Origin of the sequence: Cronobacter turicensis, assembly GCF_041222865.1 — a bacterium.
Lineage (GTDB): Bacteria > Pseudomonadota > Gammaproteobacteria > Enterobacterales > Enterobacteriaceae > Cronobacter > Cronobacter turicensis.
Genome location: NZ_CP165997.1, coordinates 4,038,118 through 4,061,099, shown reverse-complemented (window position 1 = coordinate 4,061,099; position 22,982 = coordinate 4,038,118). Strand labels below are relative to the sequence as shown.

15 protein-coding genes, 5 tRNA genes and 3 rRNA genes are annotated in these 22,982 nt (G+C 52.8%); 22 read left to right on the top strand and 1 reads right to left on the bottom strand.

The window, feature by feature from the left end; genetic code table 11:
* Positions 1-132: 132 nt before the first annotated feature.
* The 10 genes from pepQ to birA all read left to right on the top strand — a co-directional run bounded on the left by pepQ (position 133) and on the right by birA (position 11,660).
* A complete protein-coding gene (gene pepQ / locus AB8W27_RS19380) occupies positions 133-1,464 on the top strand; it encodes a Xaa-Pro dipeptidase (protein ID WP_012814932.1) in 1,332 nt (443 codons plus the stop codon).
* Positions 1,464-2,075 (top strand): IMPACT family protein, encoded by a 612-nt coding sequence (locus AB8W27_RS19375; RefSeq protein WP_041923094.1) that lies wholly within the window; start codon positions 1,464-1,466, stop codon positions 2,073-2,075. The genes pepQ and AB8W27_RS19375 overlap by 1 nt, the downstream gene beginning before the upstream one ends.
* A gap of 39 nt (positions 2,076-2,114) precedes the next feature.
* Entirely contained in the window at positions 2,115-3,566 is a 1,452-nt protein-coding gene (gene trkH, locus AB8W27_RS19370) for a Trk system potassium transporter TrkH (protein WP_012814934.1), read from the top strand.
* A gap of 13 nt (positions 3,567-3,579) precedes the next feature.
* Positions 3,580-4,113: a menaquinone-dependent protoporphyrinogen IX dehydrogenase gene (gene hemG, locus AB8W27_RS19365; RefSeq protein WP_041923095.1), complete on the top strand. Its 534-nt coding sequence runs from the start codon at positions 3,580-3,582 to the stop codon at positions 4,111-4,113.
* A gap of 376 nt (positions 4,114-4,489) precedes the next feature.
* A 16S ribosomal RNA gene (locus AB8W27_RS19360) occupies positions 4,490-6,032 on the top strand.
* 79 nt (positions 6,033-6,111) lie between these two features.
* Positions 6,112-6,187, top strand: a tRNA-Glu gene (locus AB8W27_RS19355).
* Between the two features lie 201 nt (positions 6,188-6,388).
* Positions 6,389-9,290, top strand: a 23S ribosomal RNA gene (locus AB8W27_RS19350).
* 90 nt (positions 9,291-9,380) lie between these two features.
* Positions 9,381-9,496: ribosomal RNA gene (rrf, locus tag AB8W27_RS19345) — 5S ribosomal RNA — on the top strand.
* The 16S, 23S and 5S rRNA genes sit together here with 1 tRNA gene alongside, the layout of an rRNA operon.
* Before the next feature lie 176 nt (positions 9,497-9,672).
* Entirely contained in the window at positions 9,673-10,701 is a 1,029-nt protein-coding gene (gene murB / locus AB8W27_RS19340) for a UDP-N-acetylmuramate dehydrogenase (RefSeq protein ID WP_012814936.1), read from the top strand.
* The gene (gene birA / locus AB8W27_RS19335; protein WP_012814937.1) at positions 10,698-11,660 is read left to right on the top strand and encodes a bifunctional biotin--[acetyl-CoA-carboxylase] ligase/biotin operon repressor BirA; all 963 of its coding nucleotides are present in this window, start codon (positions 10,698-10,700) and stop codon (positions 11,658-11,660) included. Before murB ends, birA begins: the two co-directional genes overlap by 4 nt.
* 35 nt (positions 11,661-11,695) lie before the next feature.
* Here the strand turns inward: birA and coaA are convergent, their stop codons facing one another.
* On the bottom strand, positions 11,696-12,646 hold the full coding sequence (gene coaA, locus AB8W27_RS19330) for a type I pantothenate kinase (protein ID WP_282899887.1): 951 nt from the start codon (positions 12,644-12,646) through the stop codon (positions 11,696-11,698).
* 549 nt (positions 12,647-13,195) lie between these two features.
* On the opposite strand from coaA, the gene AB8W27_RS19325 reads away from it, so the two are divergent.
* The 12 genes from AB8W27_RS19325 (at position 13,196) to rpoB (ending at position 22,935) form a co-directional block, all read left to right on the top strand.
* Positions 13,196-13,271: transfer RNA gene (locus AB8W27_RS19325), tRNA-Thr, on the top strand.
* 9 nt (positions 13,272-13,280) lie between these two features.
* Positions 13,281-13,365 (top strand) — tRNA-Tyr (locus AB8W27_RS19320).
* Between the two features lie 109 nt (positions 13,366-13,474).
* A tRNA-Gly gene (locus AB8W27_RS19315) sits at positions 13,475-13,549 on the top strand.
* A gap of 6 nt (positions 13,550-13,555) precedes the next feature.
* Positions 13,556-13,631, top strand: a tRNA-Thr gene (locus AB8W27_RS19310).
* Between the two features lie 112 nt (positions 13,632-13,743).
* Positions 13,744-14,928 (top strand): elongation factor Tu, encoded by a 1,185-nt coding sequence (gene tuf / locus AB8W27_RS19305; RefSeq protein ID WP_175573005.1) that lies wholly within the window; start codon positions 13,744-13,746, stop codon positions 14,926-14,928.
* A 234-nt stretch (positions 14,929-15,162) separates the two neighbouring features.
* Complete coding sequence (gene secE / locus AB8W27_RS19300; protein WP_007727302.1) at positions 15,163-15,546, top strand: preprotein translocase subunit SecE; 384 nt, start codon at positions 15,163-15,165, stop codon at positions 15,544-15,546.
* Position 15,547: 1 nt separating this feature from the next.
* The gene (gene nusG / locus AB8W27_RS19295; RefSeq protein ID WP_007665882.1) at positions 15,548-16,093 is read left to right on the top strand and encodes a transcription termination/antitermination protein NusG; all 546 of its coding nucleotides are present in this window, start codon (positions 15,548-15,550) and stop codon (positions 16,091-16,093) included.
* 150 nt (positions 16,094-16,243) lie between these two features.
* Positions 16,244-16,672, top strand: a complete 429-nt coding sequence (rplK, locus tag AB8W27_RS19290; RefSeq protein WP_007766545.1) for a 50S ribosomal protein L11 — start codon at positions 16,244-16,246, stop codon at positions 16,670-16,672.
* 3 nt (positions 16,673-16,675) lie between these two features.
* Positions 16,676-17,380, top strand: a complete 705-nt coding sequence (rplA, locus tag AB8W27_RS19285) for a 50S ribosomal protein L1 (protein ID WP_007766548.1) — start codon at positions 16,676-16,678, stop codon at positions 17,378-17,380.
* A gap of 291 nt (positions 17,381-17,671) precedes the next feature.
* Entirely contained in the window at positions 17,672-18,169 is a 498-nt protein-coding gene (gene rplJ, locus AB8W27_RS19280; RefSeq protein ID WP_007704673.1) for a 50S ribosomal protein L10, read from the top strand.
* Positions 18,170-18,220: 51 nt separating this feature from the next.
* Positions 18,221-18,589 carry a 50S ribosomal protein L7/L12 gene (gene rplL / locus AB8W27_RS19275; protein ID WP_007727297.1) on the top strand — a complete coding sequence of 123 codons (369 nt, stop codon included), beginning with the start codon at positions 18,221-18,223 and terminating at the stop codon, positions 18,587-18,589.
* A 317-nt stretch (positions 18,590-18,906) separates the two neighbouring features.
* The gene (rpoB, locus tag AB8W27_RS19270) at positions 18,907-22,935 is read left to right on the top strand and encodes a DNA-directed RNA polymerase subunit beta (protein ID WP_041923096.1); all 4,029 of its coding nucleotides are present in this window, start codon (positions 18,907-18,909) and stop codon (positions 22,933-22,935) included.
* Positions 22,936-22,982: the final 47 nt, after the last annotated feature.

Sequence of the window (22,982 nt, the reverse complement as noted above, 5' to 3'; positions counted from 1 at the left end):
GGTTGATGTTAATGAAATGCAAATTACTGTTTAAATATTTGCAAACACGATCACGGAAGGTGGAAAACGCTCAGGGAATAAACCGGTGTGCTAAGATGCCGGAGTTGAGAGCTCAAACTTTAAAGGTAAAGTATGGATTCGCTGACCACCCTCTATAAAAATCATCTCGATACGCTTCAGGAGCGTACCCGCAACGTGCTTGCCCGCTTTAATCTGGACGCGCTGCTTATCCACTCCGGCGAACTGCTTAACGTCTTTTTAGACGATCACGCCTATCCGTTTAAGGTTAATCCGCAGTTCAAGGCATGGGTGCCGGTCACGCAGGTGCCGAACTGCTGGCTACTGGTGGACGGCGTGAATAAGCCGAAGCTGTGGTTTTATCTGCCGGTGGATTACTGGCATAACGTCGAGCCGCTGCCGAGCGCGTTCTGGACGGACGAGATAGACATTATCGCGCTGCCGAAAGCCGATGATATTGGCGGTCAGTTGCCTGCCGCGCGCGGCAATATCGCGTACATCGGCCCGGTGCCGGAGCGCGCGCTGAAGCTGGACGTCCCGGCGGATAAAATTAACCCGAAAGGCGTTATCGACTATCTGCACTTCTACCGCGCGTATAAGACGGATTACGAGCTGGCCTGTATGCGCGAAGCGCAGAAGACGGCGGTTAACGGCCATCGCGCCGCGCATGAAGCGTTTTTATCCGGCATGAGCGAGTTCGATATTAACCTCGCGTATCTGACCGCGACCGGCCATCGCGATACCGATGTGCCTTACAGCAATATCGTGGCGCTGAATGAACACGCCGCCGTGCTGCACTACACGCGCCTTGATCACCGCGCGCCGTCTGAGATGCGCAGCTTTTTGCTGGATGCAGGGGCGGAATATAACGGCTATGCCGCCGATTTAACCCGTACCTGGGCGGCTGACAGCGACAGCGATTTCGCGGCCCTGATTAAAGATGTTAATGAAGAGCAGCTGGCGCTGATTGGCACCATGAAAGCGGGCGTCAGTTACATCGATTACCATATTCAGTTCCATCAGCGCATCGCGAAGCTGCTGCGTCGTCACCAGATTGTCACCGACATCAGTGAAGAAGCGATGGTGGAAGCGGATATCACCGGGCCGTTTATGCCGCATGGTATCGGACATCCGCTGGGCTTACAGGTGCACGACGTCGCGGGCTTTATGCAGGATGACACCGGCACGCACCTGGCCGCGCCTGGCAAATACCCGTATCTGCGCTGCACGCGTGTGATGCAGCCGCGCATGGTGCTGACCATTGAGCCGGGGATTTATTTTATTGAGTCGCTGCTGGCGCCATGGCGTGAAGGCCAGTTCAGCAAGCACTTCAACTGGCAGAAAATCGAGGCGCTGAAGCCGTTCGGCGGGATCCGCATTGAGGATAACGTGGTCATTCATGAGCACGGCGTGGAAAACATGACCCGGGATCTGAAGCTCGCCTGATGGAGAGCTGGCTTGTTCCGGCGTCGCCGGTGATCGTGACGGAAGAGATCAAAAAGAGCCGCTTTATTACGTTGCTCGGCCATACCGAGGGCGTGGACGCGGCGAAAGCGTTTGTCGCGCAGGCGCGCGCCGATTATCCGGACGCCCGGCATTATTGTCAGGCGTGGGTGGCGGGCGCGCCCGATGATTCTCAGCAACTGGGATTCTCGGATGACGGCGAACCGGCGGGCACGGCAGGGAAACCGATGTTGGCGCAGCTGATGGGCAGCGGCGTCGGCGAAGTAACCGCCGTCGTGGTTCGCTACTTCGGCGGCATTAAGCTTGGCACCGGCGGGCTGGTGAAAGCTTACGGAGGGGGCGTGCAACAGGCGTTAACGTTGCTTGAAACCGCCCTCAAAGTGCCGCTGACGGAATATACTTTGCTGTGCGATTATGCACAGCTTGCGGGCGTGGAAACGCTGCTCGGCCAGTTTAATGGCCGGGTAGTGGAGAGCGAGTTTCAGGCGAACGTGGCGTTGCGAGTGGCGCTTCCGTATACGCAGGTGACGGCTTTTTCGGCAAAGCTTGCCGACTTTAGCCGTGGCGCATTGCATTTGTTGTCGGTTGAATAATAATCCTCTCCTTCATTTTGATTCCAAAGGAAACGGCAGATGCATTTTCGCGCCATTACCCGAATCGTTGGTTTACTGGTTATCCTGTTTTCCGGGACGATGATTATTCCCGGCCTGGTGGCCCTGCTATACCGCGACGGCGCGGGACGCGCTTTCACACAAACCTTTTTTGTCGCGCTGGCTATCGGCGCGACGCTCTGGTGGCCGAACCGTCATCAGAAGCGCGAGCTGAAATCGCGTGAAGGGTTTCTTATTGTCGTGCTCTTCTGGACGGTGCTGGGCAGCGTCGGGGCCCTGCCGTTTATCTTCTCCGAGCGGCCTAACCTCACCGTTACTGACGCCTTTTTCGAATCCTTTTCGGGGCTGACGACCACGGGCGCGACGACGCTGGTGGGGCTTGATTCCCTGCCGCATGCCATTCTTTTCTATCGTCAGATGCTGCAATGGTTCGGCGGTATGGGAATCATCGTGCTGGCGGTGGCGATTCTGCCGATTCTTGGCGTCGGTGGGATGCAGCTGTACCGCGCTGAAATGCCGGGGCCGCTGAAAGACAACAAAATGCGCCCGCGTATCGCCGAAACGGCGAAAACGCTGTGGCTGATTTATGTCTTATTGACGGTGGCGTGCGCGCTGGCGCTGTGGTTTGCCGGAATGCCCGCGTTTGATGCGATTGGCCACAGCTTTGCCACTATCGCTATCGGCGGGTTTTCCACCCACGATGCGAGCGTGGGGTATTTCGCCAGCCCGACCATTAACACCATTATTGCTATCTTTCTGCTGATCTCCGGCTGTAACTACGGGCTGCACTTCTCGCTGCTCAGCGGGCGTAGCCTGAAGGTCTATTCCCGCGACCCGGAATTTCGCATGTTTATCGGCGTGCAGCTGACGCTGGTCTTCATTTGTACGCTGGTGCTCTGGTTCCACGATACGTATGATTCGGCGGTGACCACGCTCAACCAGGCGTTTTTCCAGGTGGTGTCGATGGCGACGACGGCGGGCTTTACCACAGACAGCATCGCGAAATGGCCGCTTTTCCTGCCGGTGCTGTTGCTCTGCTCGGCATTTATTGGCGGCTGTGCGGGTTCAACCGGCGGGGGGCTTAAAGTCATTCGCATTCTGCTGCTCTTTAAACAGGGCAACCGCGAACTGAAAAGGCTGGTGCACCCGAACGCCGTCTACAGTATTAAACTTGGCAACCGCGCGTTGCCGGAACGTATCCTCGAAGCGGTGTGGGGATTTTTCTCAGCGTATGCGCTGGTGTTCCTGGTCAGCATGCTGGCGATTATCGCAACCGGCGTGGATGACTTTTCCGCTTTCGCCTCTGTGGTGGCGACGCTCAATAACCTCGGCCCTGGTCTTGGCGTCGTGGCGGATAACTTCGCCAGTATGAACCCCATTGCTAAGTGGATACTGATTGCCAACATGCTTTTCGGGCGTCTGGAAGTGTTTACGCTTCTGGTGCTGTTCACCCCGACTTTCTGGCGCGAATAACAGGGAGATAATTGTGAAAACCTTAATTCTGTTTTCCACCCGTGACGGACAAACGCGCGAAATCGCTTTTTATATCGCGTCTCAGCTACAGGAAATGGGTGAGGCGGTGGATGTGGTCAATCTGCATCGCGCCGAAGAGCCAGACTGGACGCAATATAAGAAGGTGGTGATAGGCGCGTCGATTCGCTACGGTCATTTCCATCCGACCCTGGACGCATTTGTGAAACAACATCAGCAGGCGCTGAATGCTGTGCCGGGCGCGTTCTTCTCGGTTAACCTTGTGGCGCGTAAACCCGAGAAGCGAACGCCGCAGACTAATAGCTATACCCGGAAGTTTCTGTTGAACTCGCCGTGGCAGCCCGATCATTGCGCCGTCTTTGCAGGCGCGCTGCGTTATCCGCGTTATCGCTGGTTTGACCGCTTCATGATTCGCCTGATTATGAAAATGACGGGCGGCGAAACCGATACTTCAAAAGAAGTGGTCTACACGGATTGGCCCCAGGTAGCCCTGTTTGCGCAGGAAATCGCCCATCTGACCCGTGATTAGTATCATTTTTCGGCGCATTGCCTGGAAATTAAGCGAACGAAAACTTTTTTGAAATTAGGGGTTGTCAGCGCAGAAGAACTCCCTATAATGCGCCTCCACTGACACGGCACAACGGCGAACGAGCCGGCCCGTCAGGCAGACGAAAGCGAAAATAAACGCTTGACTCTGAAAGAGGAAAGCGTACTATACGCCACCTCGCGACAGCAGGCTGAAAGCCGCGTCGCACCGCTCTTTAACAATTTATCAGACAATCTGTGTGGGCACTCGGGGCACTGATATCTTAACGTCTTCGGACGATAAACGAATATCAAGTCTCAAGTGAACAACAGTTAATTCATTACGAACTAACAGTTTAATTCTTTGAGCATCAGACTTTTAATTGAAGAGTTTGATCATGGCTCAGATTGAACGCTGGCGGCAGGCCTAACACATGCAAGTCGAACGGTAACAGAGAGCAGCTTGCTGCTCTGCTGACGAGTGGCGGACGGGTGAGTAATGTCTGGGAAACTGCCTGATGGAGGGGGATAACTACTGGAAACGGTAGCTAATACCGCATAACGTCTTCGGACCAAAGTGGGGGACCTTCGGGCCTCATGCCATCAGATGTGCCCAGATGGGATTAGCTAGTAGGTGGGGTAAAGGCTCACCTAGGCGACGATCCCTAGCTGGTCTGAGAGGATGACCAGCCACACTGGAACTGAGACACGGTCCAGACTCCTACGGGAGGCAGCAGTGGGGAATATTGCACAATGGGCGCAAGCCTGATGCAGCCATGCCGCGTGTATGAAGAAGGCCTTCGGGTTGTAAAGTACTTTCAGCGAGGAGGAAGGGGTTGTGGTTAATAACCGCAGTCATTGACGTTACTCGCAGAAGAAGCACCGGCTAACTCCGTGCCAGCAGCCGCGGTAATACGGAGGGTGCAAGCGTTAATCGGAATTACTGGGCGTAAAGCGCACGCAGGCGGTTTGTTAAGTCAGATGTGAAATCCCCGGGCTCAACCTGGGAACTGCATTTGAAACTGGCAAGCTTGAGTCTCGTAGAGGGGGGTAGAATTCCAGGTGTAGCGGTGAAATGCGTAGAGATCTGGAGGAATACCGGTGGCGAAGGCGGCCCCCTGGACGAAGACTGACGCTCAGGTGCGAAAGCGTGGGGAGCAAACAGGATTAGATACCCTGGTAGTCCACGCCGTAAACGATGTCGACTTGGAGGTTGTGCCCTTGAGGCGTGGCTTCCGGAGCTAACGCGTTAAGTCGACCGCCTGGGGAGTACGGCCGCAAGGTTAAAACTCAAATGAATTGACGGGGGCCCGCACAAGCGGTGGAGCATGTGGTTTAATTCGATGCAACGCGAAGAACCTTACCTGGTCTTGACATCCAGAGAATCCTGCAGAGATGCGGGAGTGCCTTCGGGAACTCTGAGACAGGTGCTGCATGGCTGTCGTCAGCTCGTGTTGTGAAATGTTGGGTTAAGTCCCGCAACGAGCGCAACCCTTATCCTTTGTTGCCAGCACGTAATGGTGGGAACTCAAAGGAGACTGCCGGTGATAAACCGGAGGAAGGTGGGGATGACGTCAAGTCATCATGGCCCTTACGACCAGGGCTACACACGTGCTACAATGGCGCATACAAAGAGAAGCGAACTCGCGAGAGCAAGCGGACCTCATAAAGTGCGTCGTAGTCCGGATTGGAGTCTGCAACTCGACTCCATGAAGTCGGAATCGCTAGTAATCGTGGATCAGAATGCCACGGTGAATACGTTCCCGGGCCTTGTACACACCGCCCGTCACACCATGGGAGTGGGTTGCAAAAGAAGTAGGTAGCTTAACCTTCGGGAGGGCGCTTACCACTTTGTGATTCATGACTGGGGTGAAGTCGTAACAAGGTAACCGTAGGGGAACCTGCGGTTGGATCACCTCCTTACCTGAAAGATACAACCTCGTAGTGCTCACACAGATTGTCTGATAGAAAGTAAAGAAGCAGGGTTGTCTGCGAAAGCGAAGTCCCTTTCGTCTAGAGGCCCAGGACACCGCCCTTTCACGGCGGTAACAGGGGTTCGAATCCCCTAAGGGACGCCACCTGCTGGTAATGAGTGAAAGGCGTTACCGATTAATATCTCAAAACTGACTGTAAAGTCATGTTTGAGATATTTGCTCTTTAACAATCCGGAACAAGCTGAAAATTGAAACAGACATGCTGTTGCATTTCTCCGTAATAAGGAATGCGCGGTGTGTCAGAGTCTCTCAAACTCGCAGCACGAAGACTTCTTCGGGTTGTGAGGTTAAGCGAACAAGCGTACACGGTGGATGCCCTGGCAGTCAGAGGCGATGAAGGACGTGCTAATCTGCGAAAAGCGTCGGTAAGGTGATATGAACCGTTATAACCGACGATGTCCGAATGGGGAAACCCGGTGCACTCTGGTGCATCATCGTTTGATGAATACATAGTCAAACGAGGCGAACCGGGGGAACTGAAACATCTAAGTACCCCGAGGAAAAGAAATCAACCGAGATTCCCCCAGTAGCGGCGAGCGAACGGGGAACAGCCCAGAGCCTGAATCAGCTTGTGTGTTAATGGAAGCGTCTGGAAAGTCGCACGATACAGGGTGAAAGTCCCGTACATGAAAGCACACAGGCTGTGAGCTCGATGAGTAGGGCGGGACACGTGATATCCTGTCTGAAGATGGGGGGACCATCCTCCAAGGCTAAATACTCCTGACTGACCGATAGTGAACCAGTACCGTGAGGGAAAGGCGAAAAGAACCCCGGCGAGGGGAGTGAAACAGAACCTGAAACCGTGTACGTACAAGCAGTGGGAGCCTTCGTAAGAGGGTGACTGCGTACCTTTTGTATAATGGGTCAGCGACTTATATTCTGTAGCAAGGTTAACCGTATAGGGGAGCCGAAGGGAAACCGAGTCTTAACCGGGCGTTAAGTTGCAGGGTATAGACCCGAAACCCGGTGATCTAGCCATGGGCAGGTTGAAGGTTGGGTAACACTAACTGGAGGACCGAACCGACTAATGTTGAAAAATTAGCGGATGACCTGTGGCTGGGGGTGAAAGGCCAATCAAACCGGGAGATAGCTGGTTCTCCCCGAAAGCTATTTAGGTAGCGCCTCGTGAACTCATCTCCGGGGGTAGAGCACTGTTTCGGCTAGGGGGCCATCCCGGCTTACCAACCCGATGCAAACTGCGAATACCGGAGAATGTTATCACGGGAGACACACGGCGGGTGCTAACGTCCGTCGTGAAGAGGGAAACAACCCAGACCGCCAGCTAAGGTCCCAAAGTCATGGTTAAGTGGGAAACGATGTGGGAAGGCCCAGACAGCCAGGATGTTGGCTTAGAAGCAGCCATCATTTAAAGAAAGCGTAATAGCTCACTGGTCGAGTCGGCCTGCGCGGAAGATGTAACGGGGCTAAACCATGCACCGAAGCTGCGGCAGCGACACTATGTGTTGTTGGGTAGGGGAGCGTTCTGTAAGCCGTCGAAGGTGTGCTGTGAGGCATGCTGGAGGTATCAGAAGTGCGAATGCTGACATAAGTAACGATAAAGCGGGTGAAAAGCCCGCTCGCCGGAAGACCAAGGGTTCCTGTCCAACGTTAATCGGGGCAGGGTGAGTCGACCCCTAAGGCGAGGCCGAAAGGCGTAGTCGATGGGAAACAGGTTAATATTCCTGTACTTGGTGTTACTGCGAAGGGGGGACGGAGAAGGCTATGTTGGCCGGGCGACGGTTGTCCCGGTTTAAGCGTGTAGGCTGACTTTCCAGGCAAATCCGGAAAGTTAAGGCTGAGGCGTGATGACGAGGCACTACGGTGCTGAAGTGACAAATGCCCTGCTTCCAGGAAAAGCCTCTAAGCATCAGGTAACATTAAATCGTACCCCAAACCGACACAGGTGGTCAGGTAGAGAATACCAAGGCGCTTGAGAGAACTCGGGTGAAGGAACTAGGCAAAATGGTGCCGTAACTTCGGGAGAAGGCACGCTGACATGTAGGTGAAGCCCCTGCGGGTGGAGCTGAAGTCAGTCGAAGATACCAGCTGGCTGCAACTGTTTATTAAAAACACAGCACTGTGCAAACACGAAAGTGGACGTATACGGTGTGACGCCTGCCCGGTGCCGGAAGGTTAATTGATGGGGTTATCGCAAGAGAAGCTCCTGATCGAAGCCCCGGTAAACGGCGGCCGTAACTATAACGGTCCTAAGGTAGCGAAATTCCTTGTCGGGTAAGTTCCGACCTGCACGAATGGCGTAATGATGGCCAGGCTGTCTCCACCCGAGACTCAGTGAAATTGAACTCGCTGTGAAGATGCAGTGTACCCGCGGCAAGACGGAAAGACCCCGTGAACCTTTACTACAGCTTGACACTGAACATTGAGCCTTGATGTGTAGGATAGGTGGGAGGCTTTGAAGCGTGGACGCCAGTCTGCGTGGAGCCAACCTTGAAATACCACCCTTTAATGTTTGATGTTCTAACCTGGCGCCGTGATCCGGCGTGGGGACAGTGTCTGGTGGGTAGTTTGACTGGGGCGGTCTCCTCCCAAAGTGTAACGGAGGAGCACGAAGGTCAGCTAATCCTGGTCGGACATCAGGAGGTTAGTGCAATGGCATAAGCTGGCTTGACTGCGAGAGTGACGGCTCGAGCAGGTGCGAAAGCAGGTCATAGTGATCCGGTGGTTCTGTATGGAAGGGCCATCGCTCAACGGATAAAAGGTACTCCGGGGATAACAGGCTGATACCGCCCAAGAGTTCATATCGACGGCGGTGTTTGGCACCTCGATGTCGGCTCATCACATCCTGGGGCTGAAGTAGGTCCCAAGGGTATGGCTGTTCGCCATTTAAAGTGGTACGCGAGCTGGGTTTAGAACGTCGTGAGACAGTTCGGTCCCTATCTGCCGTGGGCGCTGGAGAATTGAGGGGGGCTGCTCCCAGTACGAGAGGACCGGAGTGGACGCATCACTGGTGTTCGGGTTGTCATGCCAATGGCACTGCCCGGTAGCTAAATGCGGAAGAGATAAGTGCTGAAAGCATCTAAGCACGAAACTTGCCCCGAGATGAGTTCTCCCTGAGACTATAAGTCTCCTGAAGGAACGTTGAAGACGACGACGTTGATAGGCCGGGTGTGTAAGCGCAGCGATGCGTTGAGCTAACCGGTACTAATGAACCGTGAGGCTTAACCTTACAACGCCAAAGAAGTCTGGCGTGTTGAGAGAGATATTCAGCTTGTGACGGATAATGTTCATGGCGAAAGCGGTGAACAGACAGAATTTGCCTGGCGGCTGTAGCGCGGTGGTCCCACCTGACCCCATGCCGAACTCAGAAGTGAAACGCCGTAGCGCCGATGGTAGTGTGGGGCCTCCCCATGCGAGAGTAGGGAACTGCCAGGCATCAAATAAAGAACCCCTCAGCGCCGCTGAGGGGTTTTTGCTTTTATATACCTCGTTGTTCTTTATTCATAAATAACCTCGATCTTTCCTCCTTTTGCGTGCTCCGCCAATGCCAGAGAAGCTATCAAACTGCTAATCGGTTAAACTGTCCGGGTTTCGACCTCAGGACTAATGGCATGAATAACTCCCTTAAACCTTACAATACATTCGGTATTGATAAACGCGCGCAGCAGATCGTGACGGCGCACACTGCCAACGCGCTGTCTGAAGCCTGGCAGCAGGCGCATGCGGCTTCCCAAACGGTTTTGATTCTGGGGGAGGGGAGCAATGTGCTGTTTCTTGATGATTTCAGCGGCACGGTTATTCTGAACCGCATTATGGGCATACAGGTCGAGGAACAGCCTGACGCCTGGTTAATACATGCCGGGGCGGGTGAGAACTGGCATCGTCTTGTCGAGTTCACGCTGGACCATAATATTGCCGGTCTTGAGAATCTGGCGCTTATTCCGGGTTGTGCTGGCTCTTCCCCTATCCAGAATATTGGCGCTTATGGCGTAGAGTTTAAACAATTCTGTCTGTATGTAGATTGTGTCGATCTGCATTCTGGCGAGTCGGTTCGTCTTGGTAACAGTGATTGTCACTTTGGTTATCGCGACAGCATCTTCAAACATGATTATCAGAATCGCTATGCCATTACAGGTATTGGTCTGCGTCTGCCCAAACAGTGGTCGCCGGTGCTTACCTATGGTGATTTAACGCGTCTGTCTCCTGATACGGTCACGCCACGTCAGGTATTTAATGCGGTATGCCATATGCGTCGTACGAAGCTGCCCGACCCAAAAGAATATGGTAATGCTGGCAGCTTCTTTAAAAACCCGGTAATCACGGCGCAAGAAGCCAGTGCACTGTTTATACATTATCCGGATGCGCCGCGTTACCCGCAAATTGACGGGCAGGTAAAACTGGCGGCAGGCTGGCTTATTGATCGCTGCGATATGAAAGGGCATCGTGTCGGTGGCGCAGCCGTACATCGCCATCAGGCGCTTGTGCTTATCAATGAGAATAATGCGACCAGTCAGGATATCGTAAAACTTGCGCATGAAGTCCGTCGGCGTGTTGGCGAAAAATTTAATGTCTGGCTGGAGCCTGAAGTCCGTTTTATTGGTTCGGTAGGCGAGGTGAATGCTGTGGAGACGATTGCTTGAAAGATAACACTATTCCGTTAACGCTCATTTCATTTCTTGCTGACGGCGAATTTCACTCTGGCGAACAGCTTGGCGAAAGGCTGGGGATGAGTCGGGCAGCGATTAACAAGCATATCCAGACGCTACGTGACTGGGGCATCGACGTGTTTACGGTTCCGGGCAAAGGATATAGCCTGCCAGGCCCCATACAGTTACTTAACGAGTCTTTTATCCATTCTCATATCAAAACCGGATCGGTGACGGTGCTTCCGGTGATTGACTCTACAAACCAGTATTTACTGGACAGGCTTTCTGAGCTCGAATCGGGCGACGTCTGTATTGCTGAATACCAGCAGGCTGGGCGAGGGCGTCGTGGGCGTAAATGGTTTTCACCGTTTGGCGCGAATTTATATCTTTCCATGTACTGGCGTCTTGAACAGGGACCAGCCGCGGCCGTCGGTTTAAGCCTGGTTATCGGCATTGTGATGGCTGAAGTGCTTCACGAACTCGGCGCCGATCAGGTGCGGGTAAAGTGGCCTAACGATCTCTACCTTAATGACAGAAAACTGGCCGGTATTCTTGTAGAGCTTACAGGTAAAACGGGCGATGCGGCGCAGATTGTCATTGGTGCGGGTATTAATCTGGCGATGCGTCAGGTTGAAAGTGACATCGTGAACCAGGGCTGGATTAATCTTCAGGAAGCCGGGGTAAAGATCGACAGAAACGAGCTGGCCGTCAGGTTGATTGAAAAGCTGCGCGCGTCTTTGTGGGAATTTGAGCAGGAAGGGCTGGCTCCCTTTTTAACCCGTTGGGAAAAGCTCGATAACTTTATTCACCGTCAGGTGAAACTGATCATCGGTGAACGAGAAATATACGGCATTTCACGTGGGATTGATAATCAGGGGGCGTTACTGCTGGAGCAAAACGGCATTATAAAGCCTTGGGTCGGCGGCGAGATTTCATTACGTCGCGCAGAATGAAAAAAGGGAGCCTGGCTCCCTTTTTTATTGTTGCACTATTTTCGTAAGCGAACACACTCCACCGCATGGTTAGCGCTTTTGGTCATTATGAGGCTTGCACGCTCGCGTGTAGGCAAAATGTTTTCTTTAAGGTTCAACCAGTTAATCTCTTCCCATAACTGTGTGGCGATATTAATCGCTTCATCTTCACTCAGTTTGGCATAGTTATGGAAATAAGAGTCAGGGTCTGTGAACGCGCCCTCACGGAATTTCAAAAAGCGGTTAATATACCAGCGTTGCAGTAAGTCTTCTGGTGCATCCACATAAATGGAGAAATCCACGAAGTCGGAAACAAATACATGATGCGGGTCATGAGGATAATCCATACCGCTTTGCAGGACATTGAGCCCTTCAAGAATAAGGATATCGGGTTGATTCACGACTTTATCGCCGTCGGGGATCACATCATAAATTAAATGTGAGTAAACCGGCGCGGTGACGTCCGGCACGCCTGATTTAATGTCAGAAACAAACTTCACGAGTCGGTGCATATCGTACGACTGCGGAAAGCCTTTCTTCTTCATCAAATTACGTTCTTTTAAAACAGCGTTCGGATGAAGGAAGCCATCGGTCGTGATCAGTTCAACGCGACGGTGCTCAGGCCAGCGGCTCAACAATGCCTGCAATACACGAGCAGTAGTACTTTTACCGACCGCCACGCTACCCGCTATGCTAATGATATAAGGTATGCGCTGGCCATTGGTGCCGAGAAATTGTTCAAGCACCGCCTGGCGACGTAAGTTAGAGCTAATATAAAAATTGAGCAAGCGCGACAGCGGCAGATAAATTTCCGCCACTTCTTCCAGAGAAAGGTCTTCGTTAATGCCCTTCAGGCGCGCTATTTCGCCTTCGGTTAGCGTCATCGGCACTGAATCGCGCAGGGCAGCCCACTGGCTCCGGTTAAACTGGAGATAAGGGGACGTTAAGGTTTGATCTTTATTACTCATAAGCATGCTTCTGCCTGTCATTCAGGACAAAATGAAAACCCTTTGCTCAGCGCTGTGATGCTTTCATCTTAGACCGCTTAATGGCACGCCGGGTAAGCGAGAATTTCACAATGGGCAGGAGGGTAACATCAGATTAAAAGGAATAATAAGAAAAAATCTTCCTCGCTTTCCTTTCTCCGAAAAGCATCACGCTTCTTAGCTTTAATTGTATAAAGCTTGTTCGCATCTGTGACGTTATCTTTTCCATAGAGTAAAACAAAGCGTTAAGAGAGACGTCGCGCCGTTTCCCCGCAAGCCATAAATCAAAAATATTGCTGACGCAGGCAGGGCATCAATACGTGATTATGTCGAGTTGAGGTTGGCCGATAGCATGATGTCTTGGTTGGTTTTCTCTCAGATGCCGCCCGCAGGTGTGGATTATTTCATCATGAGTGGCTGAAAAGGCATCAGAAATGCGCGTTAATGCGCAAAATGTGAGCAAGAGAGCGGATTAAGCAATTTTTTTGTTGCATGCGCGCGCCGCTATTCCTAGAATGCGCGCTACTTGATGCCGGCTTAGCTCAGTAGGTAGAGCAACTGACTTGTAATCAGTAGGTCACCAGTTCGATTCCGGTAGCCGGCACCATCAAGTTCAGGTGGGGTTCCCGAGCGGCCAAAGGGAGCAGACTGTAAATCTGCCGTCACAGACTTCGAAGGTTCGAATCCTTCCCCCACCACCACTTTTGGCTTCGCAACAGCGATGCCAGAGTTGGTCGGTAAGCCTGCCAGCTCAAGCAAGAAAGAATTTCTTTTTTGTACAGAAAGAACTGGGTAGCCGAGTTTCAGGATGCGGGCATCGTATAATGGCTATTACCTCAGCCTTCCAAGCTGATGATGCGGGTTCGATTCCCGCTGCCCGCTCCAGGATGTGCTGATATAGCTCAGTTGGTAGAGCGCACCCTTGGTAAGGGTGAGGTCGGCAGTTCGAATCTGCCTATCAGCACCACTTCTCAATCTCCTCCCTGTTTCTCTTCTGTAGATGTATTCAACAAATTCAGGCAAACGCCTGGTTGATGTGGTGATACCACCGATTTATCCGTGTCTTAGAGGGACAATCGATGTCTAAAGAAAAGTTTGAACGTACAAAACCGCACGTTAACGTCGGTACTATCGGCCACGTTGACCATGGTAAAACAACGCTGACCGCTGCCATCACTACCGTTCTGGCGAAAACCTACGGTGGTTCTGCTCGTGCATTCGATCAGATCGATAACGCGCCGGAAGAAAAAGCTCGTGGTATCACCATCAACACCTCTCACGTTGAATATGACACCCCGACTCGCCACTACGCGCACGTTGACTGCCCGGGCCACGCCGACTATGTGAAAAACATGATCACCGGTGCTGCTCAGATGGACGGCGCTATCCTGGTTGTTGCTGCGACTGACGGCCCGATGCCGCAGACCCGTGAGCACATCCTGCTGGGTCGTCAGGTAGGCGTTCCGTACATCATCGTGTTCCTGAACAAATGCGACATGGTTGATGACGAAGAGCTGCTGGAACTGGTTGAGATGGAAGTGCGCGAGCTGCTGTCTCAGTACGATTTCCCGGGCGACGACACGCCGATCGTGCGTGGTTCTGCACTGAAAGCGCTGGAAGGCGATGCAGAGTGGGAAGCAAAAATCATTGAACTGGCAGGCTTCCTGGATTCCTACATCCCGGAACCGGAACGTGCGATTGACAAGCCGTTCCTGCTGCCGATCGAAGACGTATTCTCCATCTCCGGTCGTGGTACCGTTGTTACCGGTCGTGTAGAGCGCGGTATCATCAAAGTGGGTGAAGAAGTTGAAATCGTGGGTATCAAAGACACCGCGAAATCCACCTGTACCGGCGTTGAAATGTTCCGCAAACTGCTGGACGAAGGCCGTGCTGGCGAGAACGTAGGTGTTCTGCTGCGTGGTATCAAACGTGAAGAAATCGAACGTGGTCAGGTGCTGGCTAAGCCGGGCTCCATCAAGCCGCACACCAAGTTCGAATCTGAAGTGTACATTCTGTCCAAAGACGAAGGCGGCCGTCACACTCCGTTCTTCAAAGGCTACCGTCCGCAGTTCTACTTCCGTACCACTGACGTGACCGGTACCATCGAACTGCCGGAAGGCGTTGAGATGGTAATGCCGGGCGACAACATTAAAATGGTTGTCACCCTGATCCACCCGATCGCGATGGACGACGGTCTGCGTTTCGCAATCCGCGAAGGCGGCCGTACCGTTGGCGCGGGCGTGGTTGCTAAAGTTCTCGGCTAATCGCTGATAACATTTGACGCAATGCGCAATAAAAGGGCATCATTTGATGCCCTTTTTGCACGCTCTCGGCCCAGAACCTGGCTCATCAGTGATTTATTCCACATAATCATTGCTGAGACAGGCTCTGCAGATAGCGTAACTCCGAAGCGCAATGTAAAAAGAGCAATTCGGTCTGGCTTGCCTCGCTTGTGCGGGGCAAAAATGTTTGTCTGATTTACTATGACAGGTTGGTTTATGAGTGCGAATACCGAAGCTCAAGGAAGCGGGCGCGGCCTGGAAGTGATGAAGTGGTTGGTTGTCGCTGCGCTGCTGATTGTAGCTATCGTAGGCAACTTTCTTTACCGTGAGATTACCCTGCCGCTGCGTGCTCTTGCGGTAGTAATTCTGATTGCTGCAGCGGGTGGTGTCGCGCTGTTGACGACTAAAGGTAAAGCTACCGTCGCCTTTGCCCGTGAAGCGAGAACCGAAGTCCGTAAGGTTATTTGGCCGACTCGCCAGGAAACGTTGCACACCACATTAATCGTGGCTGCAGTGACCGCTGTTATGTCACTGATCCTGTGGGGGCTGGATGGTATTCTGGTCCGCCTGGTATCCTTTATCACTGGCCTGAGGTTCTGAGATGTCTGAAGCACCTAAAAAGCGCTGGTACGTCGTTCAGGCGTTTTCCGGTTTTGAAGGCCGCGTAGCTACCTCGCTGCGCGAGCATATCAAATTACACAACATGGAAGAGTTGTTTGGCGAAGTCATGGTTCCTACCGAAGAGGTAGTGGAAATCCGTGGCGGCCAGCGTCGCAAAAGCGAACGCAAATTCTTCCCCGGTTATGTGTTAGTTCAGATGGTTATGAACGACGCAAGTTGGCACCTGGTACGTAGCGTGCCTCGCGTGATGGGCTTTATCGGTGGTACCTCTGACCGTCCTGCGCCAATCAGCGACAAAGAAGTGGACGCTATTATGAACCGCCTGCAGCAGGTTGGCGACAAACCGCGTCCGAAAACGCTGTTTGAACCAGGTGAGATGGTTCGTGTTAACGACGGTCCGTTTGCTGACTTTAACGGCGTGGTGGAAGAAGTCGATTACGAGAAGAGCCGCCTGAAAGTGTCGGTTTCTATCTTCGGTCGTGCTACCCCGGTTGAGCTTGACTTCGGCCAGGTAGAAAAAGCGTAATCTGAGTTCGAAAAACCAGCGGTTAACCGTTGCACAGGGCGCGAGATTGGAATACAATTTCGCGCCTTTTGTTTTTATGGGGTCAACCCATAAAACGTTTTAATCACGGGGAGCCTCTTCGAGGCGTTAGACCCAACTGAGGAAATTTTCATGGCCAAGAAAGTACAAGCCTACGTTAAGCTGCAGGTTGCAGCTGGTATGGCTAACCCGAGCCCGCCGGTCGGTCCGGCTCTGGGTCAGCAGGGTGTTAACATCATGGAATTCTGTAAAGCGTTCAACGCGAAGACGGATTCCATGGAAAAAGGTCTGCCGATTCCGGTTGTCATCACCGTTTATGCTGACCGTTCTTTCACCTTCGTTACCAAAACCCCGCCGGCAGCTGTCCTGCTGAAAAAAGCGGCTGGTATCAAGTCTGGTTCCGGTAAGCCGAACAAAGACAAAGTGGGTACTATTACCCGCGCTCAGCTGCAGGAAATTGCACAGACCAAAGCTGCTGACATGACTGGCGCCGACGTAGAAGCGATGACTCGCTCCATCGAAGGTACTGCACGTTCCATGGGCCTGGTAGTGGAGGATTAAGAAATGGCTAAACTGACCAAGCGCATGCGTGTGATCCGTGACAAAGTTGATGCGACCAAACAGTACGACATCAACGAAGCCATCACTCTGCTGAAAGAACTGGCTACCGCTAAGTTCGTAGAAAGCGTTGACGTTGCTGTTAACCTTGGCATCGACGCTCGTAAATCTGACCAGAACGTACGTGGCGCGACTGTACTGCCGCACGGTACCGGCCGTTCTGTTCGCGTAGCCGTATTTGCCCAAGGCCCGAACGCTGAAGCTGCTAAAGCAGCTGGCGCAGAGCTGGTAGGTATGGAAGATCTGGCTGACCAGATCAAAAAAGGCGAAATGAACTTTGACGTTGTTATTGCTTCCCCGGATGCAATGCGCGTTGTTGGCCAGCTGGGCCAGGTTCTGGGTCCGCGTGGCCTGATGCCGAACCCGAAAGTGGGTACTGTAACGCCGAACGTTGCTGAAGCGGTTAAAAACGCTAAAGCGGGTCAGGTTCGTTACCGTAACGACAAAAACGGCATCATTCACACTACCATCGGTAAAGTGGACTTCGACGCTGACAAACTGAAAGAAAACCTGGAAGCGCTGCTGGTTGCTCTGAAAAAAGCAAAACCGTCTTCTGCTAAAGGCGTGTACATCAAGAAAGTTAGCCTGTCCACCACCATGGGCGCAGGTGTTGCGGTAGACCAGTCTGGTCTGAGCGCAGTGGCGAACTAATTCGTCTCTTTACGTGGGCGTCGGATTTGTCTACAATCTTACGCCCATTGTTCTGCTAAGCAGAGCATAAAAGATTTTCGGTTGGAGCCTGGCCTTATCCAGGCCTCCGTCCAAGACCGCAGGTGTTTCGCAAGAGACTTAATTCCCTGCGTAGACGGTGACAGAACCTGAAGAATATTTTTTAAGTAGTCTTTGGCTTGTTTCTGCTCACCGTATTTCGACGCTCTTTCGTACGATTGAGTGAAGTGAGTTCCGGGACTTGTCCCGGCTAAAATCCAGGAGCAAAAGCTAATGGCTTTAAATCTTCAAGACAAACAAGCGATTGTTGCTGAAGTCAGCGAAGTAGCCAAAGGCGCGCTGTCTGCAGTAGTTGCGGATTCCCGTGGCGTTACTGTAGACAAAATGACTGAACTGCGTAAAGCAGGTCGCGAAGCCGGCGTATACATGCGTGTTGTTCGTAACACCCTGCTGCGCCGTGTTGTTGAAGGTACTCAGTTTGAGTGCCTGAAAGACGCGTTTGTTGGTCCGACCCTGATTGCATATTCTATGGAACACCCGGGCGCTGCTGCTCGTCTGTTCAAAGATTTCGCGAAAGCGAATGCAAAATTTGAGGTTAAAGCCGCTGCCTTTGAAGGCGAGCTGATCCCGGCGTCGCAGATCGACCGCCTGGCAACTCTGCCGACTTACGAAGAAGCAATTGCACGCCTGATGGCAACCATGAAAGAAGCCTCTGCTGGCAAACTGGTTCGCACTCTGGCTGCTGTTCGCGATGCGAAAGAAGCTGCGTAATCGCGTATTTGCTTACGTACAAAACTTATTCTGATATTCAGGAACAATTAAATGTCTATCACTAAAGATCAAATCATTGAAGCAGTATCCGCTATGTCCGTAATGGACGTTGTAGAGCTGATTTCTGCAATGGAAGAAAAATTCGGTGTTTCTGCTGCTGCCGCTGTAGCTGTTGCTGCTGGCCCGGCTGCTGAAGCTGCTGAAGAGAAAACTGAATTCGACGTTATTCTGAAAGCCGCTGGCGCTAACAAAGTTGCTGTTATCAAAGCAGTACGTGGCGCAACTGGCCTGGGTCTGAAAGAAGCTAAAGACCTGGTAGAATCTGCTCCGGCCGCTCTGAAAGAAGGCGTGAGCAAAGATGACGCTGAAGCTCTGAAAAAATCTCTGGAAGAAGCTGGCGCTGAAGTTGAAGTTAAATAAGCCAACCCTTCTGGTGGCAGCCTGAGAAATCAGGCTGATGGCTGGTGACTTTTTGGTCACCAGCCTTTTTGCGCTAGGGGACCAGTAGCGTTTCACACTGTTTTACTGCTGGTTACCCGTCAATGCTTGTTTCTATCGACGACTTAATATACTGCGACAGCGTTTCGGCACTGTGTAAATCGCAATGAAATGGTTTAAGCGTGATAGCAACAGGTATTGCGAAAAGTGTTCCACTTTTCGGTCAACAAAATGGTGTTGCATAAACTGTCCCTTCGATGGACAGAGTGGGTCGACTTGTCAGCGAGCTGAGGAACCCTATGGTTTACTCCTATACCGAGAAAAAACGTATTCGTAAGGATTTTGGTAAACGTCCACAAGTTCTGGATGTTCCCTATCTCCTTTCTATCCAGCTTGACTCGTTCCAGAAATTTATCGAGCAAGATCCTGAGGGTCAGTACGGTCTGGAAGCAGCTTTCCGCTCCGTATTCCCGATTCAGAGCTACAGCGGCAATTCGGAACTGCAATACGTCAGCTACCGTCTTGGCGAACCGGTGTTTGATGTTAAAGAATGCCAGATCCGTGGCGTGACCTATTCGGCACCGCTGCGCGTTAAGCTGCGTCTGGTGATCTACGAGCGCGAAGCGCCGGAAGGCACCGTTAAAGACATCAAAGAGCAAGAAGTTTACATGGGCGAAATTCCGCTCATGACCGATAACGGTACCTTTGTTATCAACGGTACTGAGCGCGTTATCGTTTCTCAGCTGCACCGTAGCCCGGGCGTGTTCTTTGACAGCGACAAGGGTAAAACTCACTCCTCTGGTAAGGTGCTGTATAACGCACGCATCATTCCTTACCGTGGCTCCTGGCTGGACTTTGAGTTCGATCCGAAAGACAACCTGTTTGTCCGTATCGACCGTCGTCGTAAGCTGCCGGCAACGATCATCCTGCGCGCGCTGGATTACACCACTGAGCAGATCCTTGACCTGTTCTTTGAGAAAGTGGTTTTCGAAATCCGCGACAACAAGCTGCAGATGGAGCTGATTCCGGAACGCCTGCGTGGTGAGACCGCCTCTTTTGATATCGAAGCAAACGGCAAAATTTACGTAGAAAAAGGCCGTCGTATCACTGCGCGTCACATCCGCCAGCTCGAAAAAGACGAAATCAAACTCATCGAAGTTCCGGTGGAATACATCGCGGGCAAAGTGGCGGCGAAAGATTACGTGGATGCTTCCACTGGCGAGCTGATCTGCCCGGCCAACATGGAGCTGTCCCTGGATCTGCTGGCGAAACTGAGCCAGTCTGGTCACAAACGTATCGAGACGCTGTTCACCAACGACCTCGATCACGGCCCGTACATGTCTGAGACCGTACGCGTCGACCCGACGACCGATCGCCTGAGCGCGCTGGTTGAAATCTACCGCATGATGCGTCCTGGCGAGCCGCCGACGCGTGAAGCGGCGGAAAGCCTGTTTGAGAACCTGTTCTTCTCTGAAGATCGTTACGATCTGTCTGCGGTTGGCCGCATGAAGTTCAACCGTTCTCTGCTGCGTGATGAGATCGAAGGTTCCGGTATCCTGAGCAAAGCTGACATCATCGACGTGATGAAGAAGCTCATCGATATCCGTAACGGTAAAGGCGAAGTGGATGATATCGACCACCTCGGCAACCGTCGTATCCGTTCCGTTGGCGAAATGGCGGAAAACCAGTTCCGTGTTGGTCTGGTGCGTGTAGAGCGTGCGGTAAAAGAACGTCTGTCTCTGGGCGATCTGGATACCCTGATGCCGCAGGATATGATCAACGCCAAGCCTATCTCCGCTGCGGTAAAAGAGTTCTTCGGCTCCAGCCAGCTGTCTCAGTTTATGGACCAGAACAACCCGCTGTCTGAGATTACGCACAAGCGTCGTATCTCTGCACTGGGCCCGGGCGGTCTGACGCGTGAGCGCGCAGGCTTCGAAGTTCGAGACGTACACCCGACCCACTACGGTCGCGTATGTCCTATCGAAACGCCGGAAGGTCCGAACATCGGTCTGATCAATTCCCTGTCCGTGTACGCACAGACTAACGAATATGGCTTCCTTGAGACGCCGTATCGTAAAGTTACCGACGGTGTGGTTACCGATGAAATTCATTACCTCTCCGCTATCGAAGAAGGTAACTACGTTATCGCTCAGGCGAACACCAACCTGACCGAAGAAGGCCGCTTCGCCGACGATTTGGTCACCTGCCGCAGCAAAGGCGAATCCAGCCTCTTCAGCGCAGACCAGGTTGACTATATGGACGTTTCCACCCAGCAGGTGGTTTCCGTCGGTGCGTCCCTAATCCCGTTCCTTGAACACGATGACGCCAACCGTGCATTGATGGGTGCGAACATGCAACGTCAGGCGGTTCCGACTCTGCGCGCTGATAAGCCGCTGGTTGGTACCGGTATGGAACGTGCTGTTGCCGTTGACTCCGGCGTAACCGCCGTGGCGAAACGTGGCGGTACCGTTCAGTACGTGGATGCCTCCCGTATCGTTATCAAAGTTAACGAAGACGAGATGTACCCGGGCGAAGCAGGTATCGACATCTATAACCTGACTAAATACACCCGTTCTAACCAGAACACCTGCATCAACCAGATGCCGTGCGTGTCTCTGAATGAACCGGTTGAGCGCGGCGACGTGCTGGCAGACGGTCCGTCCACCGACCTCGGTGAACTGGCGCTCGGTCAGAACATGCGCGTAGCGTTCATGCCGTGGAACGGCTACAACTTCGAAGACTCCATCCTCGTTTCCGAGCGTGTGGTTCAGGAAGACCGTTTCACTACGATTCACATCCAGGAACTGGCGTGCGTATCTCGCGATACCAAGCTGGGGCCGGAAGAGATCACCGCTGACATCCCGAACGTGGGTGAAGCTGCGCTCTCCAAACTGGATGAATCCGGTATCGTCTACATCGGCGCGGAAGTGACCGGCGGCGACATTCTGGTGGGCAAGGTAACGCCGAAAGGTGAAACCCAGCTGACGCCGGAAGAGAAACTGCTGCGTGCTATCTTCGGTGAGAAAGCGTCTGACGTTAAAGACTCTTCTCTGCGTGTGCCGAACGGTGTTTCCGGTACGGTTATCGACGTTCAGGTCTTTACCCGCGATGGCGTGGAAAAAGACAAACGTGCGCTGGAAATCGAAGAAATGCAGCTCAAGCAGGCCAAAAAAGACCTGTCTGAAGAACTGCAGATCCTCGAAGCGGGTCTGTTCAGCCGTATTCGCGCTGTCCTGATCGCAGGCGGCGTCGAAGCTGAGAAGCTCGACAAGCTGCCGCGCGACCGCTGGCTGGAACTCGGCCTGACCGACGAAGAGAAACAGAATCAGCTGGAACAGCTGGCTGAGCAGTACGACGAACTGAAGCACGAGTTTGAGAAGAAACTCGAAGCGAAACGCCGCAAAATCACCCAGGGCGACGATCTGGCGCCGGGCGTGCTGAAAATCGTTAAGGTGTATCTGGCCGTTAAACGTCAGATCCAGCCGGGCGATAAAATGGCAGGCCGCCACGGTAACAAAGGTGTTATCTCCAAGATCAACCCGATCGAAGATATGCCTTACGATGAAAACGGCACGCCGGTAGACATCGTACTGAACCCGCTGGGCGTACCGTCTCGTATGAACATCGGTCAGATCCTGGAAACCCACCTGGGTATGGCGGCGAAAGGTATCGGCGACAAGATCAACGCCATGCTGAAGCGTCAGGAAGAAGTCGCGAAACTGCGCGAATTCATCCAGAAAGCTTACGACCTCGGTCAGGATGTTCGTCAGAAAGTTGACCTGAACACCTTCAGCGACGAAGAAGTACTGCGTCTGGCTGAAAACCTGCGTAAAGGTATGCCGCTCGCCACGCCGGTATTCGACGGCGCGAAAGAAGCTGAGATTAAAGAGCTGCTGCAGCTGGGCGACCTGCCGACTTCCGGTCAGATCACCCTGTTCGACGGCCGTACGGGTGAACAGTTCGAGCGTCCGGTAACCGTAGGTTACATGTACATGCTGAAACTGAACCACCTGGTCGACGACAAGATGCACGCTCGTTCCACCGGTTCTTACAGCCTCGTTACTCAGCAGCCGCTGGGTGGTAAGGCGCAGTTCGGTGGTCAGCGCTTCGGTGAGATGGAAGTATGGGCGCTGGAAGCTTATGGCGCCGCCTATACCCTGCAGGAAATGCTTACCGTTAAGTCTGATGACGTGAACGGCCGTACCAAGATGTATAAGAACATCGTGGATGGCAACCATCAGATGGAACCGGGCATGCCGGAATCGTTCAACGTACTGTTGAAAGAGATTCGTTCGCTGGGCATCAACATCGAACTGGAAGACGAGTAACTCTCGCTCAAACAGGTCACTGGTGCCGGGGTAACACCCGGCGCCAG

Bases quoted from the DNA above. Each gene is read 5' to 3' on its own strand.
- rplL (WP_007727297.1), top strand. From the start codon at position 18,221: ATGTCTATCACTAAAGATCAAATCATTGAAGCAGTATCCGCTATGTCC.
- rpoB (WP_041923096.1), top strand. From the start codon at position 18,907: ATGGTTTACTCCTATACCGAGAAAAAACGTATTCGTAAGGATTTTGGT.
- pepQ (WP_012814932.1), top strand. From the start codon at position 133: ATGGATTCGCTGACCACCCTCTATAAAAATCATCTCGATACGCTTCAG.
- rplA (WP_007766548.1), top strand. From the start codon at position 16,676: ATGGCTAAACTGACCAAGCGCATGCGTGTGATCCGTGACAAAGTTGAT.
- rplJ (WP_007704673.1), top strand. From the start codon at position 17,672: ATGGCTTTAAATCTTCAAGACAAACAAGCGATTGTTGCTGAAGTCAGC.
- coaA (WP_282899887.1), bottom strand. From the start codon at position 12,646: ATGAGTAATAAAGATCAAACCTTAACGTCCCCTTATCTCCAGTTTAAC.
- trkH (WP_012814934.1), top strand. From the start codon at position 2,115: ATGCATTTTCGCGCCATTACCCGAATCGTTGGTTTACTGGTTATCCTG.
- murB (WP_012814936.1), top strand. From the start codon at position 9,673: ATGAATAACTCCCTTAAACCTTACAATACATTCGGTATTGATAAACGC.
- rplK (WP_007766545.1), top strand. From the start codon at position 16,244: ATGGCCAAGAAAGTACAAGCCTACGTTAAGCTGCAGGTTGCAGCTGGT.
- secE (WP_007727302.1), top strand. From the start codon at position 15,163: ATGAGTGCGAATACCGAAGCTCAAGGAAGCGGGCGCGGCCTGGAAGTG.
- tuf (WP_175573005.1), top strand. From the start codon at position 13,744: ATGTCTAAAGAAAAGTTTGAACGTACAAAACCGCACGTTAACGTCGGT.
- AB8W27_RS19375 (WP_041923094.1), top strand. From the start codon at position 1,464: ATGGAGAGCTGGCTTGTTCCGGCGTCGCCGGTGATCGTGACGGAAGAG.
- nusG (WP_007665882.1), top strand. From the start codon at position 15,548: ATGTCTGAAGCACCTAAAAAGCGCTGGTACGTCGTTCAGGCGTTTTCC.